Raw genomic sequence first — 19,638 nt, 5'->3', positions numbered from 1 at the left:
GCGCGCATGCTCCCCGGCAGCCGGGGCACGAGTCCCTTCAGGGACACGTGACCCGGACTCCGGGTGACCCGGGTTCCGGCAGGCAATCCCCCGGCCTCCCGGAACCGCCTCGGCCCCATCGGACTCCCCCCGCCGATGGGGCCGAGTGCTGTCCGTAGCGCCTTACCGCAGGTGGGACGTGTCGTTCAGCAGCCGTACGGAGGCGTTGCCGTCCGCGTAGTAGGCCACGGCCGACACGGACGCCGCCGAGAGCTCCATGCGGAACAGCGCCTGGGGCGGTGCGCCGAGCGCCAGCCGGACGAGGGTCTTGATGGGCGTGACGTGGGTGACCACGAGGACCGTGCGGCCGGCGTAGCGGGTGATGAGGCGGTCGCGGGTGGCTGCGACGCGGAGGGCGACCTCGGCGAAGCTCTCGCCGCCCCCGGTGGGGGCTGCCTTCGCGGAGGCGAGCCAGGCGTCCAGATCGGCGCCGTACCGCTCCCTGACCTCGCCGAACGTCAGGCCTTCCCAGGCACCGAAGTCCGTCTCACGCAGCCCTTCCTCGATCCGGACCTCCAGCCCCAGCCGAGCCGCGACGGCACCGGCCGTCTCGCGGCAGCGGCGCAGCGGGGAGCTGACGATCTCCTGGATCGTCCCCCGGGCGGCGAAGGCGTCGGCGGCGTGCTCGGCCTGTCCGCGGCCGGCGGCGGAGAGCTCGGGGTCGGTGCCGCCGCTGCCGGAGAACCGCTTCTGGGGGGTGAGTGCGGTCTCGCCGTGGCGGAGCAGCACAAAGGTGGCGGGCGCGCCGAGGTCCGGGGCTGCGCCCCAGCCGACCGGCGGGGTGTCCGTGGCGGCGGGAGCGGGACGGTTCAGCGCCGCTCTGGCCCTGGCCGCACCGGCCGCCGCGTCGCCGGGCGGTCCGGAGACCGGCGGCAGGGCGGCGGCCACCGAGGACCTCGGGGTGTCGAGGCCGGCCGTCGAGGAGGACGGCTCCCACTGCTTGCCGCGCTTGCCCGCGTCCATCGCCTCGTTGGCGAGCCGGTCCGCGTGCTTGTTCTGCGCCCGCGGGATCCACTCGTAGGTGACGGCGGAGGCCGGCAGGATGCTCGCCGCCTCGGCCGCGAGCGGCTTCATGTCGGGGTGCTTGATCTTCCAGCGGCCCGACATCTGTTCCACGACCAGCTTGGAGTCCATCCGGACACGGACCTGCGGACCGTCGTCCGCCGGGCCGTCCGGCAGCAGCGCGCGCACGGCGCGGAGTCCGGCGATGAGGCCCTTGTATTCGGCGACGTTGTTCGTCGCGACGCCGATGTACTCCGCGGCCTCGGCCAGGGTCTCCCCCGTCGCCGGGTCGATGACGACCGCGCCGTAACCGGCGGGTCCCGGGTTGCCCCGGGAGCCGCCGTCGGCCTCGACGACGAACCGGCGCGGCTGCGTCATTACAGGCCCGAGTCCGCGGTGCGGACCAGGATGCGGTGGCAGTTCTCGCAGCGCAGCACCGTGTCGCGGGACGCGGCCTTCACGTCGTTGACCTCGGTGATGTTGAGCTCGAGACGGCAGCCCTCGCAGCGGCGCTGGTAGAGGCGGGCGGCGCCCACCCCGCCCTGCTGGGCGCGGAGCTTGTCGTACAGCTTGAGCAGGTCCGCGGGGACGGAACCGGCGACGACCTCGCGCTCCTTGGTGACCGTCGCGGTCTCCGTGTCGATCTCCTGGGTCGCCGCGTCCCGGCGGGCGGTGGCGTCGTCGACCTTGGCCTGCACGGCGGCGACCCGGTCGGTCAGCTCGGTGACCCGCTCCTGCGCGGACTCGCGGCGCTCCATGACTTCGAGGACGACGTCCTCCAGGTCGCCCTGGCGCTTGGCGAGGGAGACGATCTCGCGCTGGAGGCTCTCCAGGTCCTTGGGCGAGGTGACCGCGCCGGAGTCCAGGCGCTGCTGGTCGCGGGCGGCGCGCTGGCGCACCTGGTCGACGTCGTGCTCCGCCTTGGTCTGCTCGCGGGCGGTGTCGCTCTCCTCGGTCGTCGAGGCGACGAGGAGGTCACGGAGCTGGGCGAGGTCGGCCGTGAGCGACTCGATCTCGGCGTGCTCGGGCAGGGAGTTGCGCCGGTGCGCAAGCTGGGAGAGACGCTGGTCGAGGGCCTGGACGTCGAGGAGTCGGATCTGGTCGGCGGGCGCGGCGTTCAGTTGGGGGCTCCAGAAGAGTGGTGGGTGGTCCAGGGGTCGGTGACCTGCTTCGAGACATGGACCCGCAGGTCCCATCCGTGGCGGTCGGAAATCGCGTCGAGCTGCGTGGCGGCCTGCTCGCACCACGGCCACTCGGTGGCCCAGTGTGCGGCATCGACCAGGCCGAGCGACGAGTGCTGGACGGCCTCGGAGGCCGGGTGGTGGCGCAGGTCGGCGGTAAGGAAGGCGTCCACGCCCGCGGCGCGCACCGCGTCGAAGAGGCTGTCGCCCGATCCGCCGCTCACCGCGACGGTCCGCACGAGGGCCTCCGGGTCGCCGGCGAGGCGGATGCCCTGCGCGGTGGCGGGCAGCCGGGCGGCGGCACGGGCGGCGAACGCGCCGAGGGTCTCGGGGTGGTCGAGCGTGCAGATCCGGCCGAGGCCGCGGCGGCCTGCGGGGTCCGTGGGGTCCGGGACGAGGGGCCGCTCGACGCGCAGGTCGAGGGCGCCGGCCAGGGCGTCCGAGACGCCGGGGTCCGCGGAGTCCGCGTTGGTGTGGGCCACGTGCAGCGCGATGTCGTGCTTGATGAGGGTGTGCACGACCCGGCCCTTGAAGGTGCCGGCCGCGACGGTCGTCGTACCGCGCAGATAGAGCGGGTGGTGGGTGACGATCAGCTGGGCGCCGAGCTCCAGCGCCTCGTCCGCGATCGCCTGGACGGGGTCCACGGCGAAAAGCACCCGGGTGACCTCGGCGTCCGGATCACCGCAGACGGTGCCGACCGCATCCCATCCTTCGGCCCGCTCGGGCGGCCAGAGAGCGTCGAGCTCGGAGATGACTTCAGACAGACGGGGCACGGAGGAAAGGCTACCTGGCCTCCGTGCCCCGCAGGCCATGGCCGCCGCGACCCGTGGGGACGGACCGCGGACGGTCATGAATCGTTACTTCGCGTCGCTGTGCCGTGCGGCTACTTCACGAGGTCGGCGCGCAGGTCGTCCAGGACCAGGTTCGCGGCCGTGACGCCGAGGCCGAGGTACCAGGTCTCGTCGGAGACGTTCTTCGCCCGGCCCTCCTTGACGGCCTTCAGGTTCTTCCACAGCGGGTTGGCCTGGGTGGTGTCGCGCTTCGTCGCCTTCACGGCGCCGTACACACCGGTGAAGATCCAGTCGGCGTCCGCCTCGTCGATCTTCTCCGGGCTGATCTCCGCCGCGAGCTCGTTGATCTGCTGGTTCTTGGGCCGCGGCAGGCCGGCGTCGTCGAGGACGGTGCCGATGAAGGAGGCCTTGGCGTAGAGGCGGATCTTGTCCGGCAGGTAGCGGACCATGGAGATGGTCGGCTTCTTCGGGCCGATGTCCTCGCCGAGCTTCTTCGCGTTCGCCTCGTAGGCGCCGAGCGCCGACTTCGCCTTGGCGGTCCTGTCGAGCGCCGCGGCGTTGAGGAGGTAGTTCTCCTTCCAGGTGAAGCCCGGGCGGATGGAGAACACGGTCGGCGCGATCTTGGACAGCTCGTCGTACTTGTCCGCGGCGCGCAGCTGGCTGCCGAGGATCAGGTCGGGCTTGAGTCCGGCGATCGCCTCGAGGTTGAGGTTGTTGATCGTGCCGACGTTCTTGGGGTCGCCCGCGTCCTTCTTCAGGTAGGACGGGATCGCCGCGTCGCCCTCGGACGGTGCGTAGCCCACCGGCTTCACGCCGAGCGAGACGACGTTGTCGAACTCGCCGACGTCGAGCACGACGACCCGCTTCGGGGCCGCCTTGAGTTCGGTCTTGCCCATGGCGTGCGTGACGGTACGGGGGAACGTGCCCGCCGGGGCGTCCGTGCCGTACTCCGCGGTCTTCTTCGCCGCGTCACCGAAGTCCTTGCCACCCGTCGCGACGGCGGCCTTCTTGTCACCGCCGGCCTCGGGCTTGCTGGTGGCGCCGTCGTCGCCGCTCCCGCAGGCCGAGAGGGACAGGGCGGCCGCTACGGCCAGGCCGACTGCGGCGGTGCCGCGGCGACGAAGGGACATCACTTGCTCCAGTCGAGGGTTCCACAGGTAACACTTAGGAATGCCTAACCTTAGACCAGCCGTCCTTGGGCGCCCTCACCCCCCAGAGCACAACCACCTCTGCCTTCTCAGGTGAATCCGGGCATTGTCACCCTTATGTGTGAAGTGACGTGGCTCGTGTTGTTCGGCAGCAAGTGCGAAAACTAGCTTCGGTTGCCGGAGGTGACGAGTCGATGACTGCCTGTGCCATCGAGGACGGGTCCGCTGAGGCGGCCGTAACCGGAGAGACGGTGGAGCCGGAGTCCGACGAGCCGGACGGAGCCGAGGAGGCACCGGATCCGGCCGGGGGCGTGACAGGTCCGCCGGAGCCGGTGGAGCACGGCCCTGACGAACCGGAGTCGGTGGAACAGGGACCTGGCGAAACGGTCCTGCCCGCGTTCACGCTCACCGCCGACGGCGCCTACGCGGCGCGGCTCACGGCCCCCCGCGGCAACGCCGCCGGGACGGAAGCGGGCCGCCGAGGCCCCTGGTACGCGGAGCGCTGGACGCTGGACGGCCCCGAGCCGTATGCCGTGCCGCTCCCGCTGGACCAGCCGGAGGAGGCCGACTCCCAGGTACTGCCGCTCGCCGACGGCCGGGTCCTGATCCGGCGCCGGGTCGCCGGCCGCCACACCTTCTCGCTGCTCTACCCGACCGGGCCCGGCACCGGCGAACTCCCGCTGGGCGCCGTCGAATGCGACGAGCTGACCCTGCTGCCGCCATCACCGGACGGCGTCAGCGCGTACGCCCTGTCGGCCGGTGCGTACTCCACCGGGCTCTGGCTGGTGGCGGGTGGCGCGTTCGGGCCGGAACACGTCGCGGACCTGCCGGGGCACTGCTCCGGCGGGGTCTGGCTGGACCGGGCGGGCCGACTGCTGGCCCTGGACCGGGAACCGGCGGGCGGCGGCCCGGTGAAGGCGGTCGCGGTGGACCTGGGGCGCGGCGCCGAGATGACGCCCCTGCTCCAGATCGCACCGGGCAGCAACGACCGCCTGCTGCTCGCCGATCCGGACAGCGGTCTGCTGCTGATCCGCTCCGACGCGCCGGGGCACGACCGGCTCGGCTGGGGGGTGCTGGGCAGCTGTCTGCCGGTGCGCTTCCCGGAGTGCCTGCGGCTGCCGGACGTCGCCGTGACGCCGTTCGCCGTGCAGCCGGGGCAGATGCTGATGCCGGAGAGCTGCGCGGTGGCCCTGCGGATCGACGGGGCGGCCGGCAGCTGGGTGGGGATCTGGCGCCCGTCGGGCCGTCGGCTGCACCAGCTCGCCGCGCCCGAGGGCTGGCAGGCCGGCAGCGGGCTCTGGTCACGGGACGGCGTGCTCAAACTGCCGTACGCGAACGGGGACACGGCCTGCGCGGTGGCTTTCCTGACGGCCCCGGCGGACATGGAGCCGAGGGCGTTCCTGACGGCCCTAGCGGACATGGAGCCGACCGGAGGCGTGGCCCCGGAGGCGGCCCCGGCGGGCTGCGCGGAAAGTGGTAGGCAACCGTCCGCCGCTTTGGTGCCTCCTCCTGTGTGCAGACCTGTTCCACTGGGGCAGGCGCCTCTCGTGGGGCGCACGACACCTGACTAGAGTTGAGCCGGGGATCTCACGCAACCGCGCACCGCGGTCGCCGACGGTGACCGTTCCCGGGCGGTGGTGCGAGGGCCCCGCAGACCAACACGTAAGCGATCACAACGGGGTGACTTCCCAGATGTCTGAGGCGCGATCCGACACGACCCAGACGCGTCCGCCGGGGGCGGACGCGCGACGGGCCGAAGCCGGCGGCTCCGGAAAGCACCGAGGGGGTGTGGCGAGGGACGACTCGGCGGCTCAACCGCTCGGCCGTCACCGCCGCCCCTCGGAAGGTGGCAGCAGGGCGGCCTGACCGCCCAGGAAATGCAACGAGGGAGGGGAGGGCCCCCGTAGCCGGCCGGCTACGGGGGCCCTCCCCTGTTCGCGTCGGGACGACGGTCAGCCGCGCTTGAGGCCGAGCACCTCCGCCGCCGCGAACGTCTCGTTCGGCGGCCGGTCCGCGTAGTACGGGGAGATCAGCTCGTCCAGCTCGTCGAACGAGAACGTCTCCTTCGCCGCGTCGAACTTCGCCGCCACCCTGGGGCGTTCGACGATCGCGACCATCCCGCCGTGCACCACGAGCAGCTGCCCGTTGACCTTGGCGGCCGCCGGGGAGGCCAGATAGCCGACGAGCGGCGAGACGTGCTCGGGTGCCAGCGCGTCGAGCCGCCCGTCCTGCGGTTCCTGGAAGCCCGCGAAGACGTCCTCGGTCATCCGCGTCCGGGCGCGCGGGCAGATGGCGTTGGCGGTGACGCCGTACTTGGCCAGCGCCAGCGCGGTGGAGGTGGTCAGCCCGACGATGCCGCCCTTGGCGGCCGCGTAGTTGGGCTGGCCCGCCGAGCCGGCCAGGAAGGCCTCCGAGGAGGTGTTGATGATCCGGCCGTAGACCGGGCCGCCCGACTCCTTGGACCTCGTCCGCCAGTGCGCGGCGGCGAAGTGCGTGGTGTTGAAGTGGCCCTTGAGGTGCACCCGCAGGACCGAGTCCCATTCGTCCTCGGTCATCGAGAAGATCATCCGGTCGCGCAGGATGCCCGCGTTGTTGACGAGGACGTCGAGCCGGCCGTACGTCTCGACGGCCAGCGCCACCAGGGCGCGGGCCTGCTCGTGGTCGGAGACGTCGCCGAGGTGGGCGACCGCCCGGCCGCCGGCGGTGCGGATCTCCTCGGCGACCTCCTCGGCCGGGGCGGCGGACGCCTCGCCCGAACCGTCGCGGCCGGGCTGTCCGTAGTCGTTGACGACGACGGCCGCGCCGAGCCGCGCCAGTTCCAGCGCTTCGGCCCGGCCGAGGCCGCGGCCGGCTCCGGTGACGATCGCGGACAGTCCGTCCAGGGGAAGTGACATCGGTTCTCGGGGTCCTCTCGGGAGGGGGCGGGGCGGTGGGTCAGAGTTCGATGCAGGTACGCAGCGACTCGCCGGTCCGCATCTGGTCGAGGGCGTCGTTGATGCCGTCGAGCCGCACCCGGTGGGTGATCATCGACTCCAGGTCGATGCGGCCGGCCCGCCAGAGCGCGATGGCCCGCTCGTACGACCGGAGCACGTCCCCGCCTCCGTACATGGAGGGCAGGATCCGCTTCTCGTCGAAGAACAGCTCGAACATGTTGACCTGGAAGTTGTCGTCCATGGCGCCCGCGCCGACGATGCAGAGGGTGCCGCCGCGCCGGGTCTGCTCGTACGCGGTGCGGGCCGTGGCGGACTTGCCGACGACCTCGAAGACGTAGTCGAAGCCCTCGCCCGCGGTGATCCGCTGCTTGGCGTCGGCGAACTCGTCGGGCGAGACCGCCTCGGTCGCGCCGAACCGCAGCGCCGCCTCGCGCCGGGAGGCCACCGGGTCCACGGCGACGATCTGGGCGGCGCCCTGCACCCTGGCGCCCTGGATGGTGGAGATGCCGACACCGCCGCAGCCGATCACGGCGACCGACGAACCGGCCTCCACCTGCGCGGTGTTGATGGCGGCGCCGAGGCCGGTGGTGACCCCGCAGCCGATCAGCGCGGCGATCTCGAACGGCACGTCGTCGGGGATCGGCACCGCACAGCCCGCGCCGACGACGACCTCCTCGGTGAAGGTGCCGGTGCCGGCGAAGCCGAAGACATCTCCGCCCGGGCGCTTGAAGTTGGGGGTGCCCGCGTTCATGAAACCCGCGAGGCACAGGTGGGTCTGGCCGCGCTTGCAGGCCGGACAGGTGCCGCAGGCCGGCAGCCAGCAGACCAGCACCCGGTCCCCCGCGCTCAGCCCGGTCACCCCGTCACCGACGTCGACGACCTCGCCGGCGCCCTCGTGGCCGGGGATGAAGGGGGCGGGCTGCGGCAGCACCCCGCTCATCGCGGAGACATCGGAGTGGCACAGCCCGGTGGCCCGGATGCGGAGCCTGACCTTGCCGGGGCCGAAGCCCACCGCCTCGACGTCGTCGAGTACTTCGAGCTTGTCCTGGCCTATCTCGTGCAGTACGGCTGCGCGCATGGTGCGGCTCCCCTCACGGGCCTGCGGTGCTTGTGGAGTGGGTTCGGATACTGGTTCAGGAGTAGTCGACGAAGATTCAGGAGTGCTCGACGAAGGTGTCGCCGAGGACCGTGGCGTTGTCCCGCTCCACGGCCTTCACCTCGACCCGCACCTGGTTCTCGGCGGTCCACATCTCGATGCGGAGGGTCTCGCCGGGGAAGACGACCCCGGTGAACCGGGTGCGGTAGGAGCGGATACGGGTCGCATCGCCGCCGAGCACCGTGTCGGTGACGGCCTTGAGCGTCATGCCGTAGGTGCACAGTCCGTGCAGGATCGGCCGGGCGAAGCCGGCCCGCGCCGCGAAGTCCGGGTCGGCGTGGAGCGGGTTCCAGTCCCCGGAGAGGCGGTACAGCAGCGCCTGGTCGGGGCGGACCGGCCGTTCCACGACGTGGTCGGGGGCGACGGCGGGGTAGGCCACGCGCTCGGACGGGCCGCGCTCGCCACCGAATCCGCCCTCGCCGCGCACGAAGATCTGGGAGTCGCTGGTCCACAGCGGGCCGTCGTCGTCGGCGGCCTCGGTACGCAGCACCAGCACGGCCGCCTTGACCTTGTCGTACACCGCGGCGACCTTCGAGGCCACTGCGGCACTGCCCTTCACCGGGACCGGCCGGTGCACGCGTACGCTCTGCCCGCCGTGCAGGACGGCCGCGAGGTCGATGTCGACACCGGGTGCGGAGAGGCCGCCGGCCATGGCCGTTCCCGCGCCCGCGACCGTGGCGAAGGAGGGCAGCACCTGGAGCCGGGACTCCAGCGTGTAGCGCAGCTCGCCGGGGTCGACGGCGGGGTCGGCCAGATCGGGGCGGGCGCCGGCGCCGATCCCGAGGTGGTAGAGCTGGACGTCCTTGTGGTCCCAGCTGATCCGGCTGGTCCGGGGTTCGGCAGCGAGAGCTTTTTCGGCATCAATGGGCATGGGGAAGCTGCTCCTCGACGGTGAAAGACCTCGGTGCGGCCGTCCGCACCGTCGGCCGCACCGAGGTCGTGCGGGGACCGGAGACCACGCCCGTTCTAGAACGCGTTCTAGCCGGTTGGCCCTATGTATAACGCAGCGCCCAGCACTTGTGAAGACTCCTGACGTCTCGTCAGATTCATTGCGGCGCAGCCATTTCACCCTCCGTCGCGGGCCATGACATTTGTCATCGCCGAGTCCGTACATGAGCATCTGCCGCGGCGCGTTCGGGCTCCGTAGCGTCGTATGCATGACGCAGACAACGGGGAACGGGGCCGCGGTGGTCTTCACCGGGGCGGTGAAGACCTTCGGACGGGCCGGCCAGAGCGTGCGGGCCGTGAACGGGATCGGACTGACCGTCGAGCGGGGCGAGACGGTCGCGCTGCTCGGCCGCAACGGCGCGGGAAAGTCCACCGCGATCAGCCTGCTGCTCGGGCTGAACGAGCCGGACGCGGGCAGCGTACGGGTGCTGGGCCGCACCCCCGAACAGGCCGTACGGGCGGGCCTGGTCGGGGCCATGCTGCAGGACGGGCGGCCCATCCAGCGGGTCACCGTCCGCGAGCTGATCACCTTCGTCGCCTCCACCTACCCGAAGCCGATGCCGGTCGCCGAGGCGCTGGCCCTGGCGGGCGTGGCGGAGTACGCGAACCGGCGCATCGACAAGCTCTCCGGCGGCCAGACCCAGCGGGTCCGGTTCGCCGTCGCCCTGGCCGGGAATCCGGAGCTGATCGTGCTGGACGAGCCGACCGCCGCCCTGGACGTGGAGGGGCGGCGCGCCTTCTGGGACTCCATGCGGGCCTATGCCCGGCGCGGCAACACCGTGCTCTTCTCCACCCACTACCTGGAGGAGGCCGACGAGAACGCCGACCGGATCGTCGTCATCGACCGCGGCCGGATCGTCGCGGACGGCAGCGGCGAGGCCATCAAGGCCGCGGCCGGCCACAGCCAGGTCTCCTTCGACCTGGCGGGCCGGTCCACCGAGGGGCTGGAGCTGCTGCCCGGCGTCGTGACCGTCGAGGTGACCGGCGACCGGGCGGTGCTGCACACCACCGACTCGGACGCCACCGTGGTGGAGCTCGCCCGGCTCGGTCTGGTCCGGGGCCTCCAGGTGTCCCTGGCGACGCTGGAGGCCGCCTTCCTCTCCCTCACCGCGCCGGCCGCCGGCGCCCCCCTTTCCGCGAAGGAGTCCGTCTGATGTTCCACTACATCGTGCTCGAGATCCGCCGCACCCTGCGCGACAGCACCTTCCTGATCTTCGGTGCCGGGATGCCCGTGATGATGTACCTGATCTTCACGAACATCGGCGGCGGCGGGGGCGTCGACGGCTGGAAGACCGCCTCGATGGTCGGCATGGCCGCGTACGGGGCGCTCGGCTCGGCCATGGCGATCGGGACGGGCGTCGCGTCCGACAAGTCCCTGGGCTGGCTCCAGCAGTTGCGGATCACCCCGCTCTCCCCCACCCACGCGGTCGTGGGCCGGGCGATCAGCGGTTCGGTGACCGTGCTGCCGACGATCCTGACGGTGCTGCTGGCCGGCGGACTGCTCAACGGCGTGCGGATGGCCGCCTGGCAGTGGGCCGCCCTGGTCCTGCTGCTCTGGATCGGCGCACTGCCCTTCACCCTGCTCGGCCTGGGCAACGGCTACCGGCTCACCCCGCAGGGCACCGGAGTCGTCAACGTCGCGTGCCTGATGGGATTCGGCGTCGTCGGCGGGCTGTGGTTCCCGCTGGAACTGCTTCCCGGGTGGCTGCGCTCCATCGGCAGGTTCACCCCCGCCAACCGCTTCGCCGACCTCGGCTGGGCGACCACCGACGGCCATGCGCCCGGCGCCACGACCGTCGGCGTACTCTGCGCGTGGCTCCTGCTGTTCGGCACGTACGCCGTGATCTCGTACCGTCGGTCCGCGAGGACCGTGTGACGGGAGTGAACATGTCCAGGAACGGAAGAGCAGCCCGGAAGGAACGGCGCCGGCTGCGCGAGGAGGGGCGCCGCCCCGGCCCGCCGGGGCCGTACGCCCTGATGCCCTGGCTCCTGATGGGCCTCGGCTCCTTCTCCAACCTGTTCCAGGGCGAGACCCCCAGCCCGTGGATCGGCGGCCTCGGGCTGCTCGCCTTCAACTCCCTCTACATCTCCGTGGTGTTCCGCGGATTCGTCAAGGAGAAGCGCGAGAGCCCGGTGTCCTACGTCCTGCTGGGCGCGATGACCGTCGTCACCTTCGGTCTGGCGATCGGCTACGGAGGCAGCTGGCTGCTCTTCTTCCCGCTGCTCTCGCTGGCGTGCGGAACGATCCTGCGCCACCGACTGCTCGCCGTCGGGCTGCTCGGCCTCGCCGTGTCCGCGTGTCTGATCTCCGTGTGGCGCGAGGACGGCGGGCCGACGCCCTGGACGCTGGGCTACGGGACGTTCATCTCGGGTGCGGTGACGGCCGCGATCCTCACGCTGTCGGAGACCGTGATGGAGCTGCGCGACACCCGGCAGGAGCTGGCCCGTACCGCGGTCGAGAAGGAGCGGCTGCGCTTCTCCCGCGATCTGCACGACCTGCTGGGCCACACGCTCTCGGTGATCGTCGTCAAGTCGGAGGCCGCGCGCAGGCTCGCACCGCGCGACATGGATGCCGCGCTCTCCCAGGTCGCCGACATCGAGTCCGTCGGCCGCCAGGCGCTCACCGAGATCCGCGAGGCGGTCTCCGGCTATCGCGAGGGCAGCCTGGCCACCGAACTCGACGGGGCCAGGTCCGCGCTGACCGCCGCCGGAATCGAACCGTCCGTCCGCCGCTCGGGCCCCCCGCTCGCGCCGCAGACGGAGGCGCTGCTGGGCTGGGTGGTGCGGGAGGCCGTCACCAACGTCGTCCGCCACTCCACCGCGACCACCTGCGCGTTCGTCGTCGAGGGCGCCTCCGGCCGGGTCCGCCTGACGGTCACCGACGACGGCCGGACGACGGCCGCCCCGCCCACCCCGGGCATCGGCGGCACCGGCCTGAAGGGCCTCACCGAACGCCTCACGGTGGCCGGCGGCTCGCTGGAAGCGGGGCCCGGAACGTCAGGCGGCTTCGTGGTGACGGCGGAACTCCCTGCGGATGTGCCAGGGGCGCCGGAAGGCGGTGCGGCCGGTGACGGCTGAACGGTGACAAGACCAGCGCCACAGCGTAGCCCCACCGCGCCGGGCACGATCGGGATCCGCTGATCGGTTGCACGTGGACGGGCACGTCGAACGACCGACGCCCACAGCTGAAGGACCTGGGGCGGGTGCTCCTCGGAGCGCCCGGCCCGAAGGAAGGCCGCCGGCCAGGTCCGCGCACTGCGGGAGTGTGTTAGACAGGTGGCAATCAGAGGGGTATTTTGCAGCAGCTCAAGCTCGGAATCATGTCGCAGGCCCGTAAAGAGAACGAGCACCGTCTGCCGATCCATCCAGCACACTTCGAACGCATCGACGTCGACCTCCGGTCCAGCATCTATCTGCAGACCGGCTACGGAGACCACTTCGGCGTTTCGGACCGTCAGCTTGCCTCGCAGGTCGCCGGTTTCCGCACACGCGAGGAACTGATCGCAGAGTGTGACGTCATCCTGCTGGCCAAACCGTTGCACGAGGATCTGGCGGAGCTGCGGGAGGGCCAGGTGCTGTGGGGGTGGCCGCACTGCGTGCAGGACGAGAAGGTCACGCAGGCCGCCGTCGACCGGAGGCTCACGGTGATCGCCTTCGAGGCGATGCACCACTGGAACCGGACGGGTGGATTCAACCTGCACGTTTTCCACAAGAACAACGAGCTGGCCGGCTACTCGTCGGTGTTGCATGCCATGCAGCTGACCGGGGCGACCGGTGACTACGGGCGCCGGCGGCGTGCTGCGGTGATCGGCTTCGGCGCCACCGCCCGCGGCGCGGTGACCGCGCTCAGCGCGCTCGGCGTGCACGACGTGGACGTGCTGACTGCCCGCGGTACCACCGCCGTCAGCTCACCGATCCACTCGGCACGGATCGTGCGCTTCGACCACGACGTGGCCGACGACACCCTGGACCCGCGGCGCAGCATCGCGCTCACCGAGGACGGCCCGGAGCCACTGGCCGAGTTCCTCGCCGGACACGACATCATCGTCAACTGCGTACTCCAGGACACCGCTGCGCCGCTGATGTTCCTCATAGAGGAGGATCTGGCAAAGCTCGCGCCCGGCACCCTCGTCATCGATGTCTCCTGCGACGAGGGCATGGGTTTCACCTGGGCTCGGCCCACTACCTTCAGTGAGCCGATGTTCACCGTCGGCGACAACGTCCACTACTACGCCGTGGACCACAGCCCCTCCTATCTGTGGGATGCGGCCACCTGGGAGAACAGCGAGGCGCTGATCCCGTTCCTGCGGCCGGTCCTCGAAGGGCCGGCCGGCTGGGACGATGACCGCACCATTCGCCGAGCGATCGAGATCCGCGACGGCACCGTCCAGAACCCCGCGGTTCTGGCCTTCCAGCACCGCGCCGAGCAGTACCCGCACGCGCTGCTCTGAACCGTGCCACCTGGTCGACGGCAGACCCACGCCGGGTACACCGTCGACCAGCCGCGCCGGACGGAGCCACGCTGTACGAATTCGCTGTCATCGCCCGGCAGTGACGTGGACGCCGGCGCGGCCTGGCCCGGTGCGCTGCTCATCAGCGTGGCGGAGTGGGGTCACGTCGCCGGCCCGTATGACGCACCCCGGCAGCGACAATCGGTGCTTTCGCACGTGCACACAGCCCTGCCGGAACGCGCCCCAACACCCCACCCGCCATACCCTGTTCACGTGAACGAGATGCCGCAGGATCACCGGCCGTCCAAGTCCGTACGCGTGCTGCTCGCCGAGGACCAGGGCATGATGCGCGGTGCGCTCGCCCTGCTGCTCGGTCTGGAGCCCGACATCGAGGTGGTGGCCCAGGTGGGCGCGGGCGACGAGATCGTGGCCGCCGCCCTGACGTCGCGGCCCGATGTGGCGCTCCTCGACATCGAACTCCCGGGCCGCAGCGGGCTGGACGCGGCCGCCGATCTGCGGGAGGAGGTGCCGGACTGCCGGGTGCTGATCCTCACCACCTTCGGCCGGCCCGGCTATCTGCGGCGGGCGATGGAGGCGGGTGCGGCGGGGTTCCTGGTGAAGGACGGTCCGGTCGAGGAGCTCGCGGCGGCGATCCGCCGGGTGCTGACCGGGGAGACCGTCATCGACCCAGCCCTGGCCGCCGCCGCGCTGAGCGCGGGCCCGAGCCCGCTGACGGCGCGGGAACGCGATGCGCTGGTCGCCTCGGTGGACGGGGCGACGGTCGCCGACATCGCGCTGAAGCTGCACCTGTCGGAGTCGACCGTCCGCAACTACCTGTCCGCGGCGATCGGGAAGACGGGCACGCGCAACCGGATGGAGGCGGTCCGGGCGGCCCGGCAGCAGGGCTGGCTCTGACCCGAGAGGTGGCCTTCAGCGCTTCGCCGACCCGTGGCGGGGCAGCCAGAGGACCATCAGCAGCAGCCCGCCGAGCAGCACCCCGCCCGCCGTCCGGAAGGCCAGGGCGTAGCCGGCCGTGAGGTCCACCGCGTCCGGGGAGCCCGCCGTACGGGCCGCGGCGACCGTGGAGAGTACGGCCAGGCCGAGGGCGCCGCCCATCGTGCGGGAGGTGTTGACGAGGCCGGAGACCAGGCCCGCCTCGCCGGAGGCCGCGCCGGAGATGGCGAGGGTGGCGAGCGGGGTGGCCGCGAGGCCGGTGCCGGCCATCATCAGGATGCCCGGCAGGCAGACCGCGGTGAGGTACGAGCCGTCGGCCGTCATCGTGGACTGCCAGCCGAAGCCCGCGGCGGCCATCGCCGTGCCGATCAGCGCCAGGTTCTTCGCGCCGGTCCTGGCCATCAGCCGCGGTGCGCACTTGGAGCCGGCCACGATGGCCACCGAGGTGGGCATCAGGGCGAGTCCGGCCTCCAGCGCGGAGTAGCCCAGGACGTTCTGCGCGTACACGGTCATGAAGTACCACATCGAGAACGTGGCCGAGCCGATCACGAACATCGCCACGTTCGCCGACGCCACCGCACGCGCCGCCAGCACCCGTAGCGGCATCAGCGGCTTTGCCGTCCGGGCCTCCACCAGGACGAACAGGGCGAGCAGCGCCAGTCCGGCCAGCAGCGGAACCAGGGTCGCGGCGGCGGTCCAGCCCGATTCCTCGGTGTGCACGATGCCGTACGCGACCGCGGCCAGGCCCGCCGTGACGAGCAACGCGCCCGGGAGGTCGATACGGCCACTGCGCTCGCCGGCCCGGCCCTCGGCGAGCCACAGGGTGGCGCCTACCAGGACGAGCACCCCGACGGGCACGTTGATGAGCAGGACCCACCGCCAGGACAGGGCGTCGGTGAGCACTCCGCCGATCAGCCCGCCGGCCGCGCCGCCGCCCGCGCCGACGGCCATCCAGGTGCCTATCGCCCTGGTCCTGGCCGGCCCCTCGGGGACGGCCGCGGTGAGCAGGGTGAGGGTCGCGGGGGCGAGCACCGCGGCGCCGAGTCCCTGGGCGGCGCGGGCGCCGAGCAACTGCCAGCCCTCCTGGGCGAGTCCGCCGGCGAGGGAGGCGGCGGTGAACAGGCCGAGGCCGACGAGGAACATCCGCTTGCGGCCGTAGAGGTCGGCGGCCCGCCCGCCGAGCAGCATGAACCCGGCGAAGGCGATCGAGTACGCGTTGAGCACCCATTGCAGCCCCGCGGCGCTCAGCCCCAGGTCGGTGCGCATGGAGGGGAGTGCCACATTGACGACGGACACGTCGAGGACGACGAGGAACTGACCGGTACAGGCGGCGAGCACGACCGCCCAGGTACGGGTCCGGGTGCCGCCGCTACGGCGTGTGGGCGTCGAGACGTCAACCATGAGCGTCATACTCGCAGCCGCCCCGCACCCCGTACATCGGTTTCCGGACCGTACCGGTCTCGGTCCAGCGGCGTAGGACCGGGACTCCAGGGGTTCAGCGCCGCAGGAGTGTCACCACCGCCGCGCCGCCGAGCCCGATGTTGTGGGCGAGCCCGGTCCTGGCGCCCGGTACCTGGCGGGGGCCGGCCTCGCCCCTGAGCTGCCAGGTGAGTTCGGCGGCCTGGGCGATCCCGGTGGCGCCGAGGGGGTGCCCCTTGGATATCAGCCCGCCGGACGGGTTGACCACCCAGCGGCCGCCGTGGGTGGTGGCGCCGGACTCGACGAGGGCCCCGGACTCGCCCTCGCCGCACAGGCCGAGCGCCTCGTAGGTGAGGAGTTCGTTGATGGAGAAGCAGTCGTGGAGCTCGATCACGTCGAGGTCGTCGGCGCCGACGCCGGCCCTCTCGTACACCTGCCGTGCCGCCTCCCGCGACATGGGCAGCCCGACCGCGTCGATGCAGGTCCCGGAGGCGAAGGAGGCCCCGGTGTCGGTCGTCATGGCCTGGGCGGCGATCTCGACGGCCCGGTCGCCGAGGCCGTGCTGCTCGACGAAGCGCTCCGAGACGACGACGGCCGCCGCCGCCCCGTCGGAGGTCGGGGAGCACTGGAGCCGGGTGAGGGGGCGGTGGATGGGCTTGGCGGCCAGCACCTCGTCGACCGTGTACGGGTCCTGGAACTGGGCGTACGGATTGCCGGCCGAGTGGCGGTGGTTCTTGGCGGCGACGGCGGCGAGCTGTGCTTCCGTGGTGCCGTACCGCTCCATGTGTTCCCGTGCGGCGTTGCCGAAGATCTGTGCGGTGGGCGGGGTCATCTCGAAGCCGTGGGCGGCGGCCATGATCCCGTAGTGCCGGGCGACCGGGGATGTCTTGAAGTCGCCCGCTCCGCCGTCGGATCCGCCGCCGCCGAGCGATCCGCGCGCCATCTTCTCGAAGCCGAGGGCCAGCACGCAGTCGCTGCCACCGCCCTCGACGAACTGGCGGGCCATCATCAGGGCGGTGGAGCCGGTGGCACAGTTGTTGTTGACGTTGTAGACGGGTATGCCGGTCAGTCCGAGCCCGTAGACGGCGCGCTGCCCGGCGGTGGAGGCCTGGAAGCAGTAGCCGACGGCGGCCTGCTGGATCTCCTCGTACGTGACCGAGGCATCGGTGAGGGCGGCGGTACCGGCCTCCCTGACCATGTCCCAGTACTGCCAGTCGCGGGTCTCGGGCTTCTCGAACCTCGTCATGCCTACGCCGACGATGTACGCCTTCATGTCGATTCCTCTCAGTCCCGCGGGAGGCCGAGGATGCGCTCGGCGACGACGTTGAGCTGGACCTGGGTGGTGCCGCCCGCGATGGTGAGGCAGCGGGACATCAGGAAACCGTGCACCGCCCGCTCCCCCGCCCCTTCGCACACCGCCCCGTCCGGGCCGAGGAGTTCGAGGGCGAGCTCGGCGACCTTCTGCTGGTGGACGGTCTGGACGAGCTTGCGTACGGAGGCGCCCGCGCCGGGCTCCAGTCCGGAGACCTGCTGGAGCGTGGTGCGCAGTCCGATGCAGCCCAACGCGTGGGCCTCCGCTGCCAGCGCCCCGATCCGGGCCCGGCAGGCGCCGTCGAGTCCGGCGGCGCGCTCGATCAGGGCTTCCAGGCCGGTGTCGAAGGCCACCTGGTCGGCCATGTGGACGCGTTCGTTGCCCAGGGTGTTGCGGGCGACCTGCCAGCCGCCGCCCGCCTCCCCGACCAGGGCGTCGTCGGGCAGCAGGACGTCATCGAAGTACACCTCGTTGAAGAGGGAGTCGCCGGTGATCTCCTTCAGGGGGCGGATGTCGACGCCCTCGGTGTTCTTCATGTCGACGAGGAAGTAGCCGAGCCCCTGGTGCTTGGGTGCGTCCGGGTCGGTCCTGGCGAGCAGAATTCCGTGGTCGGCCCACTGGGCGGCGCTCGTCCACACCTTCTGGCCGTTGATCCGCCAGCCCTCGGGGGTCCGTTCGGCCCGGGTGCGCAGGGAGGCGAGGTCGGAGCCGGCGCCGGGCTCGGAGAACAGCTGGCACCACAGGAGTTCGCCGCGCAGGGTGGGCAGGAGGTAGCGGTCCTGTTGCTCGGTGGTCCCGTGTGCGATGAGGGAGGGCACCACCCAGGTGGCGATCCCCAGGCCGCTCAGCTGCACGCCCTGCTCGCGCAACTCCTGCTGGACGGCGAGCTGTTGTACGGGCCCCGCGCCGAGTCCGTAGGGCTCCGGCAGATGGGGGGCCGCGTAGCCGGTGGGGGCGAGGGCACGGCGGGCGGCTCCCGGGTCGAGGCCGTGGGCGGCGGTGACGGCCTCGCGGGCCGCCGAGCGGTGTGCGGCCGCCTCCTCGGGGAGTTCCAGGGTGAGCTCGCGGCGTGCACCGCCCGTGGCCAGGCGGACGGCCCGCTGCCGGTGTTCGTCCCCGGCGCCCAGCAGCTGCCGTGCCACCAGTGCGCGGCGCAGATAGAGGTGGGCGTCGTGCTCCCAGGTGAAGCCGATGCCGCCAAGGATCTGGATGGCGTCCTTGGCGCAGCCGTACGCGGCGTCCAGCGCGGTCGCGGCGGCGAGCGCGGCGGTCAGGGCCCGCACCTCTTCCGGCTCACCGGCCGCCCGGGCGGCGTCCCAGGTCAGGGCGCGGGCCTGTTCGACGCGTACGAGCATGTCGGCGCACAGGTGCTTGACGCCCTGGAACTGTCCGATGGGGCGGCCGAACTGTTCGCGGACCTTGGCGTGTTCGGTGGCGGTGTCCAGCGAGCGGCCCGCGGTGCCGCAGGCCTCGGCGGCGAGGAGGACGGCGGCGAGGTCGCGGACGAGGCCGGAGTCGGTGCGCAGGACGCGGCCGGCCGGGACCAGGACCCCGTCGGCGCGGACCGCGGCCGTGGGCCGGGTGGGGTCGGCGCTGCGGTGCGGGCGCACGGTGAGGCCCGGTGCGGTGGTGTCGACGGCGAACCAGCACAGGCCGGTGGCCGAGGCGGCCGGGAGCAGGAGCAGGTCGGCCTCGGCGCCGGAGAGGACCGGCGGCAGCTCGCCGTCCAGGAGGTGACCGTCCTCGTGCTCGACGGCGGTGAGGCCGCCGGGGGCAAGGGCGACGGCCCCGACGCGTGTACCGGCCGCCAGCTCGCGCACCAGTTCACCGGCGCCCGAGGCGTGCAGGACGGCGGAGGCGAGGGAGCTTGCCAGGTAAGGGCCCGGGAGTGCGGCCCGCCCCGCCTCTTCGAGGACGACGGCCAGGTCGAGGAGATCGCCGTCCCCTCCCCCGTACTCCTCGGGCAGATGGATGCCGAGCAGGCCCTGCTCCACGAGGCCGTCCCAGTACGCGGGGCGTGCGCCGGGGGCGGCGGGGGCGTCCGCGTCGAGCAGTTTGCGGATTTCTCCGGGCGGTACGGCCCGCGCCAGCCATCCCCGTACGGCCTGCGCGAGCTCCCTGTGTTCTTCGGTGATTCCGATGCCCATGCGGATCCTCGCCGGTCGCAGCCACTGGAACGGCGCAAGAGTAGAACACGTTCCAATCTGACGGAAGGTCAGATGAGCATCGACTTAGACCGGGCCGGATACCGGGCAGGCCGCCTTGACCTGTTCTTGCCCCATTCACCGGAATACCTCAATCGTC

16 protein-coding genes are annotated in these 19,638 nt (G+C 72.0%); 6 read left to right on the top strand and 10 right to left on the bottom strand.

From position 1 onward, the window contains the following. Window positions 1-162: 162 nt before the first annotated feature. From ACIBJG_RS06310 to ACIBJG_RS06295, 4 genes are all read right to left on the bottom strand, one after another. Entirely contained in the window at window positions 163-1,419 is a 1,257-nt protein-coding gene (locus ACIBJG_RS06310) for a bifunctional RNase H/acid phosphatase (RefSeq protein WP_399304459.1), read from the bottom strand. Next, on the bottom strand, window positions 1,419-2,162 hold the full coding sequence (locus ACIBJG_RS06305; protein WP_399304539.1) for a zinc ribbon domain-containing protein: 744 nt from the start codon (window positions 2,160-2,162) through the stop codon (window positions 1,419-1,421). Before ACIBJG_RS06305 ends, ACIBJG_RS06310 begins: the two co-directional genes overlap by 1 nt. After that, a complete protein-coding gene (locus ACIBJG_RS06300; RefSeq protein ID WP_399304457.1) occupies window positions 2,159-2,995 on the bottom strand; it encodes a Nif3-like dinuclear metal center hexameric protein in 837 nt (278 codons plus the stop codon). The genes ACIBJG_RS06305 and ACIBJG_RS06300 overlap by 4 nt, the downstream gene beginning before the upstream one ends. A gap of 110 nt (window positions 2,996-3,105) precedes the next feature. After that, entirely contained in the window at window positions 3,106-4,143 is a 1,038-nt protein-coding gene (locus tag ACIBJG_RS06295) for an ABC transporter substrate-binding protein (protein WP_399304455.1), read from the bottom strand. 212 nt (window positions 4,144-4,355) lie between these two features. Here ACIBJG_RS06295 and ACIBJG_RS06290 point away from each other — a divergent pair, with 212 nt between their 5' ends. Next, complete coding sequence (locus ACIBJG_RS06290) at window positions 4,356-5,732, top strand: hypothetical protein (RefSeq protein WP_399304453.1); 1,377 nt, start codon at window positions 4,356-4,358, stop codon at window positions 5,730-5,732. Between the two features lie 381 nt (window positions 5,733-6,113). Here ACIBJG_RS06290 and ACIBJG_RS06285 read toward each other — a convergent pair whose 3' ends face one another. From ACIBJG_RS06285 to ACIBJG_RS06275, 3 genes are all read right to left on the bottom strand, one after another. Further along, a complete protein-coding gene (locus tag ACIBJG_RS06285) occupies window positions 6,114-7,055 on the bottom strand; it encodes a 3-oxoacyl-ACP reductase (RefSeq protein ID WP_399304451.1) in 942 nt (313 codons plus the stop codon). 40 nt (window positions 7,056-7,095) lie between these two features. Then, window positions 7,096-8,172, bottom strand: coding sequence for a Zn-dependent alcohol dehydrogenase (locus tag ACIBJG_RS06280; RefSeq protein ID WP_399304448.1), 1,077 nt, complete (start codon window positions 8,170-8,172; stop codon window positions 7,096-7,098). A 76-nt stretch (window positions 8,173-8,248) separates the two neighbouring features. Continuing rightward, entirely contained in the window at window positions 8,249-9,121 is an 873-nt protein-coding gene (locus ACIBJG_RS06275; RefSeq protein WP_399304446.1) for a MaoC/PaaZ C-terminal domain-containing protein, read from the bottom strand. Window positions 9,122-9,407: 286 nt separating this feature from the next. On the opposite strand from ACIBJG_RS06275, the gene ACIBJG_RS06270 reads away from it, so the two are divergent. The 5 genes from ACIBJG_RS06270 to ACIBJG_RS06250 all read left to right on the top strand — a co-directional run bounded on the left by ACIBJG_RS06270 (window position 9,408) and on the right by ACIBJG_RS06250 (window position 14,564). Further along, window positions 9,408-10,352 (top strand): ABC transporter ATP-binding protein, encoded by a 945-nt coding sequence (locus ACIBJG_RS06270; protein ID WP_399304444.1) that lies wholly within the window; start codon window positions 9,408-9,410, stop codon window positions 10,350-10,352. Further along, entirely contained in the window at window positions 10,352-11,074 is a 723-nt protein-coding gene (locus tag ACIBJG_RS06265; protein WP_399304442.1) for an ABC transporter permease, read from the top strand. Before ACIBJG_RS06270 ends, ACIBJG_RS06265 begins: the two co-directional genes overlap by 1 nt. 11 nt (window positions 11,075-11,085) lie before the next feature. Then, window positions 11,086-12,276, top strand: a complete 1,191-nt coding sequence (locus ACIBJG_RS06260; RefSeq protein ID WP_399304439.1) for a sensor histidine kinase — start codon at window positions 11,086-11,088, stop codon at window positions 12,274-12,276. 218 nt (window positions 12,277-12,494) lie between these two features. Then, complete coding sequence (locus ACIBJG_RS06255; protein WP_399304437.1) at window positions 12,495-13,649, top strand: N(5)-(carboxyethyl)ornithine synthase; 1,155 nt, start codon at window positions 12,495-12,497, stop codon at window positions 13,647-13,649. 282 nt (window positions 13,650-13,931) lie between these two features. Then, on the top strand, window positions 13,932-14,564 hold the full coding sequence (locus tag ACIBJG_RS06250; protein WP_359081659.1) for a response regulator transcription factor: 633 nt from the start codon (window positions 13,932-13,934) through the stop codon (window positions 14,562-14,564). Between the two features lie 15 nt (window positions 14,565-14,579). Here the strand turns inward: ACIBJG_RS06250 and ACIBJG_RS06245 are convergent, their stop codons facing one another. From ACIBJG_RS06245 to ACIBJG_RS06235, 3 genes are all read right to left on the bottom strand, one after another. Further along, window positions 14,580-16,013: an MFS transporter gene (locus tag ACIBJG_RS06245; RefSeq protein ID WP_399304436.1), complete on the bottom strand. Its 1,434-nt coding sequence runs from the start codon at window positions 16,011-16,013 to the stop codon at window positions 14,580-14,582. 85 nt (window positions 16,014-16,098) lie between these two features. Next, window positions 16,099-17,295, bottom strand: a complete 1,197-nt coding sequence (locus tag ACIBJG_RS06240) for a lipid-transfer protein (RefSeq protein ID WP_399304434.1) — start codon at window positions 17,293-17,295, stop codon at window positions 16,099-16,101. A gap of 11 nt (window positions 17,296-17,306) precedes the next feature. Beyond that, window positions 17,307-19,481, bottom strand: coding sequence for an acyl-CoA dehydrogenase (locus ACIBJG_RS06235; RefSeq protein WP_399304432.1), 2,175 nt, complete (start codon window positions 19,479-19,481; stop codon window positions 17,307-17,309). Window positions 19,482-19,638 lie beyond the last annotated feature (157 nt).

Origin of the sequence: Streptomyces sp. NPDC050422, assembly GCF_044458665.1 — a bacterium.
Taxonomy (GTDB): domain Bacteria; phylum Actinomycetota; class Actinomycetes; order Streptomycetales; family Streptomycetaceae; genus Streptomyces.
This window is presented reverse-complemented; position numbering and strand designations above follow the sequence as displayed.

What these genes read in the sequence shown, in the direction of transcription:
- ACIBJG_RS06310 (WP_399304459.1), bottom strand. Translation starts at nt 1,419, where the DNA reads ATGACGCAGCCGCGCCGGTTCGTCGTCGAGGCCGACGGCGGCTCCCGG.
- ACIBJG_RS06295 (WP_399304455.1), bottom strand. Translation starts at nt 4,143, where the DNA reads ATGTCCCTTCGTCGCCGCGGCACCGCCGCAGTCGGCCTGGCCGTAGCG.
- ACIBJG_RS06290 (WP_399304453.1), top strand. Translation starts at nt 4,356, where the DNA reads ATGACTGCCTGTGCCATCGAGGACGGGTCCGCTGAGGCGGCCGTAACC.
- ACIBJG_RS06285 (WP_399304451.1), bottom strand. Translation starts at nt 7,055, where the DNA reads ATGTCACTTCCCCTGGACGGACTGTCCGCGATCGTCACCGGAGCCGGC.
- ACIBJG_RS06280 (WP_399304448.1), bottom strand. Translation starts at nt 8,172, where the DNA reads ATGCGCGCAGCCGTACTGCACGAGATAGGCCAGGACAAGCTCGAAGTA.
- ACIBJG_RS06275 (WP_399304446.1), bottom strand. Translation starts at nt 9,121, where the DNA reads ATGCCCATTGATGCCGAAAAAGCTCTCGCTGCCGAACCCCGGACCAGC.
- ACIBJG_RS06270 (WP_399304444.1), top strand. Translation starts at nt 9,408, where the DNA reads ATGACGCAGACAACGGGGAACGGGGCCGCGGTGGTCTTCACCGGGGCG.
- ACIBJG_RS06265 (WP_399304442.1), top strand. Translation starts at nt 10,352, where the DNA reads ATGTTCCACTACATCGTGCTCGAGATCCGCCGCACCCTGCGCGACAGC.
- ACIBJG_RS06260 (WP_399304439.1), top strand. Translation starts at nt 11,086, where the DNA reads ATGTCCAGGAACGGAAGAGCAGCCCGGAAGGAACGGCGCCGGCTGCGC.
- ACIBJG_RS06250 (WP_359081659.1), top strand. Translation starts at nt 13,932, where the DNA reads ATGCCGCAGGATCACCGGCCGTCCAAGTCCGTACGCGTGCTGCTCGCC.
- ACIBJG_RS06245 (WP_399304436.1), bottom strand. Translation starts at nt 16,013, where the DNA reads ATGACGCTCATGGTTGACGTCTCGACGCCCACACGCCGTAGCGGCGGC.
- ACIBJG_RS06240 (WP_399304434.1), bottom strand. Translation starts at nt 17,295, where the DNA reads ATGAAGGCGTACATCGTCGGCGTAGGCATGACGAGGTTCGAGAAGCCC.
- ACIBJG_RS06235 (WP_399304432.1), bottom strand. Translation starts at nt 19,481, where the DNA reads ATGGGCATCGGAATCACCGAAGAACACAGGGAGCTCGCGCAGGCCGTA.